Source organism: Lactococcus sp. dk101 (assembly GCF_009601055.1).
In the GTDB taxonomy this organism is placed as follows: domain Bacteria; phylum Bacillota; class Bacilli; order Lactobacillales; family Streptococcaceae; genus Lactococcus.
Map to the genome: position 1 here is coordinate 1 of NZ_WITI01000028.1, position 5,166 is coordinate 5,166.

Genomic DNA, 5,166 nt, shown 5'->3' on the forward strand with positions numbered 1-5,166 from the left:
CTATCAACCCCAAAAAGCACACCTATCAACCCCAAAAAGCACACCTATCAACCCCAAAAATAGAAATAACCTTGTTATTTGGTGTTTTTTGTGTTATTGTGTTAATTAAACATGAACATAGGAGACGATATGGCTGATACAAAACGGTTATTATGGAAGAATGATAGGAATTTCAATTCAGAGGATTTTGAACAGCAAAGATACTTCTTAGTTGCTGAACATAATGATTTAATTACTAAAGCTCGACATGATCTGAGCGCCAGAGAATTAAAAATAATGGACTACGTCGTATCTAAAATAAAGCCCGAGGACTTGGAATTCACAGTAATTCATACATCAATGTATGAATTATCAAACGTTTTGGGTCTCAAGAGAAATGGCCGTTCTTATTCTCAGCTTGCTGAAAGTTTAAATAATATGAGAAAAAAAGATGTTTTTATTTACAATGAAAAAGAACGTTCTATAACTATGACAGGGTGGTTTGAGTATGCTAAAGTTTGGGAGAATGGTCAAATTGAATTAAAAATTAATAGAGATTTTGCCCCCTATCTTTTACAACTCAAGGGTAAAGGAAATTATACTCAATATTTTTTAGATGATACCGTTAGACTTAAAAGCAAATACTCTATCCTACTTTACAAATTGATGAGAGAAGCAGATAAATCTCGTGGAAAAGCTATAACAGTAATACAAGGAAGTCCTGTTGAGTTTATTGAGTGGCTTGGAGCTCCAAAAGATTATACCTATGGCAGACTAAAAGATAAAATATTAAATCCAGCAATTAACGAAATAAACTTAAAAATACATGACATGAGTCTTGAATTATTACAAGCAAGCCGTGGTAGAAAAGTGGTTCAAGTAGAAATACACAATAACTGGATAAATGGAGAAGTTAATGTCTGAAAAAGGATTCATAACTATTAAAGATTTGTCAGATAGTCTTGGGATTAGTAAACAAAGAATTCAACAAATAATAGCCAAATTACCGACAAATAAAATGCCAAATAAAGAAGGTAATAAATATATATTAAGTCCATTAGATGTCTTTAATATAAAGGAAAATATGGGATATGGTAATGACAATAAAACAACAAATAGAGTTGTCGATTATGATATCTACGTTGATTTGTTAAATTCTTCAAAAGAAAAAGATGAACAGATTAAAAAATTAGTTGATTCTCAAAATGAAATGCAAAAGTTACTCGACCAACAGCAACAACTTCAACTTAAAACACAAGAAATGTTAGAAGAAAAGACTCTTCTTTTAGAAACAGAAAAAAGAAAAAAATGGTGGCATTTTTGGAATTAATAAAAAATATTAAAATTAATAGGAGAACATAAATGTATGAAAACTATACTCACCAATCTCTAGCAAACAAAAAATATCGGGAGCTATTGGGCACTGCTATATATGTGTTCAATTCCAACAACTCGTTTATAATTGAAAATATATTAAATAATGATGACTATAAAAAATATACTTGGCATCGTTTAATTGATTTGACTTCCGGAAATGTTGCTGCTCAAGCTAAAAAATCATTACTAAGAGAGGGGCTAACAAGTGAAAATAAAGATTTAGCTAATAAAATAAATGTCCTCTTCGATAAATTGTGTGAAATGAGGAATAGAATTATTCATAGCTTCGCAATTACTGATCAGTATGGAGAACAAATTTTAGCAACAAAAGAAAAAAACGGAAATCAATTTATAATAACAACTGATATATTAATGAATTTTATTAAAGATAATGATCGTTTATCAACTCTGCTTCATAAATTTAGAGGTTATTAATAATAAGTAAAATTTAGTTTATTCCTCTATCTAAAACAAAGCAAGTTATGGTCTTTGGTTGTGAGCTCGTCTAAGCTGTCTGAAATTAATAAAACATAAACAGGCTCATAACTTATAAGTTATGAGCTTGTTGTATGATTAAAAAATATTATCTATTGTTCTACAATTGCTCTACCACCTTTTTTACCAAAGGTGATCAAGAATATTGTAACTGCGCCAAAAACAAAACTAATCGAATAACCAATCCCCATTAGTTTAAAATCAAGTAGGAAGGCAGAGTTCCAATCACTGATTGGAATTATCGCATAAAAATATACAAATGAAATAAGCGATAAAATGCGGAAAATATAATTAACGTTGTCCTTTATTCGAAGTGATATAAAAATTAAAAGTATTGTAACTAAGAAAGCTTCCCAATAATTAAGGATATAGATGTATCCATTTTTATAAACCAGTCTTAAGCTATCTTCTTGCCTGGTAAAATAAAAGGGAAGCAACAGAGATAAAAGATATAATATTCCTGTTATTAAATATATTTTTTTCATTTTATACACCTCTTTTTTCTAAAACACTTGTTGACTTAGAGTAAGAGACCACTTGGAATTTCCGTGCTTGATATTCGCTCTATAAATTGCACCCCCTCTGGTGCTACTAGCTGGAGTTTTTATCGGTTTGTAACCTGGGGAGATTGACCAGCTTGTCTTAGTTCCAAGATTCCAAGTTTTTATTTGCTGAACATATAATCCCTTGCCACTTGTATTTGGACCACTAGTAGCAATTTCAACACTGGACGATGTTACTGTTGTCTGCCTATCTGACGCAGTTGTTCCTCTATTTTGATAGCCACCCGTAACTTTGGTTACAACTGACGAAGAAGCTGTTGTTTTCCAGTATATTGTTTCATAGAATTTTATTGTTGAAGTTTTTTCCCACTTGTTGACATAGGTATTATTGTCTGCAAAAACCTTTGTGCCGAAAAGTTGTGATAATATAATACTGCCCAAGTTGAAGCTTTGGTCATTTCCATTTTCAATCACCTCTGCTTGTGCTAAATCAGCCTCATAAGTTGTTACTCCCGTAGTACTACCATCAGTTTGGTCTGTTATTTTTGTATCAACTACAACAGGGGAAGACAAACTAACATCTTCCGAATTATTATTAAGGGTAGCCCCGTCACCAATAATATACTTTACTTGATTATCCGTATTTTTTAATACTTTATCTGCATCTTCTGGAATAACCAAGCTAACATCACCGTTATTTGAAATGCTAATGTCGGTTTTGTTACTATCTGCACTCACTACTGCAAAGGGAAATAAAACCGATGAGCTTACAATAAAACTAGCCAAAAATTTTTTTGTTTTCATAATTTTCTCCTTTTCTAATAGATGATTCATTTAATGTGTTCTTAACATAGTTGTACCATAAAATACAAGAATTAATTTTTTCGTTCTGAATACAGAACGAAAAAATTAATTCTTGTTAAATATAATTACTTCTATATTGCGTATATCGTCAAAAGTTCCGAAATACTGTACCAATATTACTAATAGCAGTCAAGCGTGCGACGCTTGCTCTTGCCGAGTAGGCAGTCCTGCTGACAAGCACGGCAGAGCCTCCGCATGAAATGCTCTCAATGAAATTGCCGGCGGAGCTTTTTCGTAGAAAAACAAGAACAAAGAAAGACAGGGGATCTGTCTTTTTTGCTTGCTTAGGGTTTGGGGCAAAAGCCCCATTTAGCCAACAAATTGTTGGCTAAGCTTTCCGCTAGGAATCGGGCAGACAGCCCTCAATAATTTGTTACGCAGTGACAAATGGATATTGAGTTATCCTTCTGGCAGAAGCAACTGGCAAAACGTGCTATAATTAGAGTAAAATTTTAAGGAGTGCTCGCGATGAAAAACACAATATCTATTCACGTTGGAAACACAAGTTCAATCATCCATAACAATCGAAAAACTAACAAGCATACAAATGCTGATATTGATGTTTCTCGGTCGGGTAACAATATCGTATTAATTCAAGAAAATATCAAAGTAAGTTATGAAAAACTATTCGGACAAGCAGTAGACGAGTACAACAAAAAGCAAAAACGGAAAGATAGAAAAATCAATAACTATCTCCAAAAGGTCAAGGATAGCACATTAGATCACCAAAAAGAATTCATCATGCAAATTGGCGACTATCAAAGTTTAGAAAAAATCGCTGAAGAACAACAGTGTCATGTTTGGGAAACAAAAGAATGGCAACTTAGAGCCGAAACATTAAAACAAGCCGTACTTGATTTTCAAGTCAAAAATCCTAACCTGTATGTCTATAACGCAATCATTCACCTTGACGAGCTTAACCCACATGCTCATGTTAATTTTATCCCTGTTGGCGAAAACATGAGAAAAGGCATGAGTAAGCAAGTTTCGATGAATAAGGCACTTGAAAACATGGGGTATGGTGCAACATTTGAAGTTTCAGCTGAGGCAAAGAATGTCAAAGAACGAGGCAGAGTAAAGCTAGATAACTCACAAAATTTCAAACAGTGGCGAGAAGATAATCTTGGGAGAATCAAGGAAATAGCGAAAGAAGTCTATCAAAATGCTGGTCAAAGTTTTGATTTCGTTGAGGGAAATAAAGCAAATCAGCACGAGAGCGTAGAAGCTTATAAAAAGACCGTAGAAGTGGCGAAGGAAAAATCTAGGGAAATTATCGAAGAAGCAAATAAAGACGCTCAGAAGGCAAAATATGAGCTCGTAGATCAACTTTATACAAAATGGGAGGAAGATTGGGACTTCACGATAAAAGAAGTGCCTGATTTTAAGTTTGATGCCTCTTCTTTTGAAAGCCAATACCAGGCAAAAATTGACCGAGACTTCCCTAGACAATTTCAATTAGCGCTCAAAGAAGTCTTTGAGCTGATTAACCAAAAGGCAAAGCAATTAATGCAGTATCTCCACAGCAGAGTTAACCAACTGCTTGATAAAGAAAATGAGCTTGAAGAGAAAGGCTATGATTTGGAACTGGCAGAATATGAATTTAACAAAAAAGTGAAAGAACAGAATACCAACTTAGCAGATATGGCAATCGACTTAGGCGTTGATGAGAGTTGGAGAGAGACACTTATTGAAAAAGGGGGACAGATTGGCGAATTTTCAGACGGCAGAAAAATAAATGAGCCGTTTAGTGAGTTAATTCCCAGATTAATTGCGGAAGCAGGCGAAGAAGAACTAGAAAACATGATTGAACAATATCGAAATAGTCAAGATAGAGGAGGACTTTCTTTATAAAACTGAGCACAAGGTATCGACAACCGAAGGGCGTTAGCATTTTATTGCAAGGGTGAATTTTTGCTTTGCAAAAAAAAAGGGCTATCCCTTTTTTTTT

The 5,166-nt window shown here is 33.7% G+C and carries 6 protein-coding genes; 4 read left to right on the forward strand and 2 right to left on the reverse strand.

Annotated elements, in window-relative coordinates:
* Window positions 1-129: 129 nt before the first annotated feature.
* Genes GHI45_RS11105 through GHI45_RS11115 form a run of 3 tightly spaced genes read left to right on the forward strand, consistent with a single transcriptional unit; the run spans window position 130 to window position 1,791 of the window.
* Window positions 130-903: a replication initiation protein gene (locus GHI45_RS11105; RefSeq protein WP_147780874.1), complete on the forward strand. Its 774-nt coding sequence runs from the start codon at window positions 130-132 to the stop codon at window positions 901-903.
* On the forward strand, window positions 896-1,309 hold the full coding sequence (locus GHI45_RS11110; protein WP_147780875.1) for a helix-turn-helix domain-containing protein: 414 nt from the start codon (window positions 896-898) through the stop codon (window positions 1,307-1,309). Before GHI45_RS11105 ends, GHI45_RS11110 begins: the two co-directional genes overlap by 8 nt.
* 32 nt (window positions 1,310-1,341) lie before the next feature.
* Window positions 1,342-1,791, forward strand: a complete 450-nt coding sequence (locus tag GHI45_RS11115; RefSeq protein WP_147780876.1) for a selenium binding protein — start codon at window positions 1,342-1,344, stop codon at window positions 1,789-1,791.
* Window positions 1,792-1,943: 152 nt separating this feature from the next.
* On the opposite strand, the gene GHI45_RS11120 is transcribed toward GHI45_RS11115, so the two are convergent.
* Window positions 1,944-2,336, reverse strand: coding sequence for a hypothetical protein (locus GHI45_RS11120; RefSeq protein ID WP_147780877.1), 393 nt, complete (start codon window positions 2,334-2,336; stop codon window positions 1,944-1,946).
* An 18-nt stretch (window positions 2,337-2,354) separates the two neighbouring features.
* Window positions 2,355-3,158 (reverse strand): hypothetical protein, encoded by an 804-nt coding sequence (locus tag GHI45_RS11125; protein ID WP_147780878.1) that lies wholly within the window; start codon window positions 3,156-3,158, stop codon window positions 2,355-2,357.
* Between the two features lie 528 nt (window positions 3,159-3,686).
* Between GHI45_RS11125 and GHI45_RS11130 the strand changes: the two genes are divergently transcribed.
* Window positions 3,687-5,069 (forward strand): plasmid recombination protein, encoded by a 1,383-nt coding sequence (locus GHI45_RS11130; protein ID WP_147780879.1) that lies wholly within the window; start codon window positions 3,687-3,689, stop codon window positions 5,067-5,069.
* Window positions 5,070-5,166 lie beyond the last annotated feature (97 nt).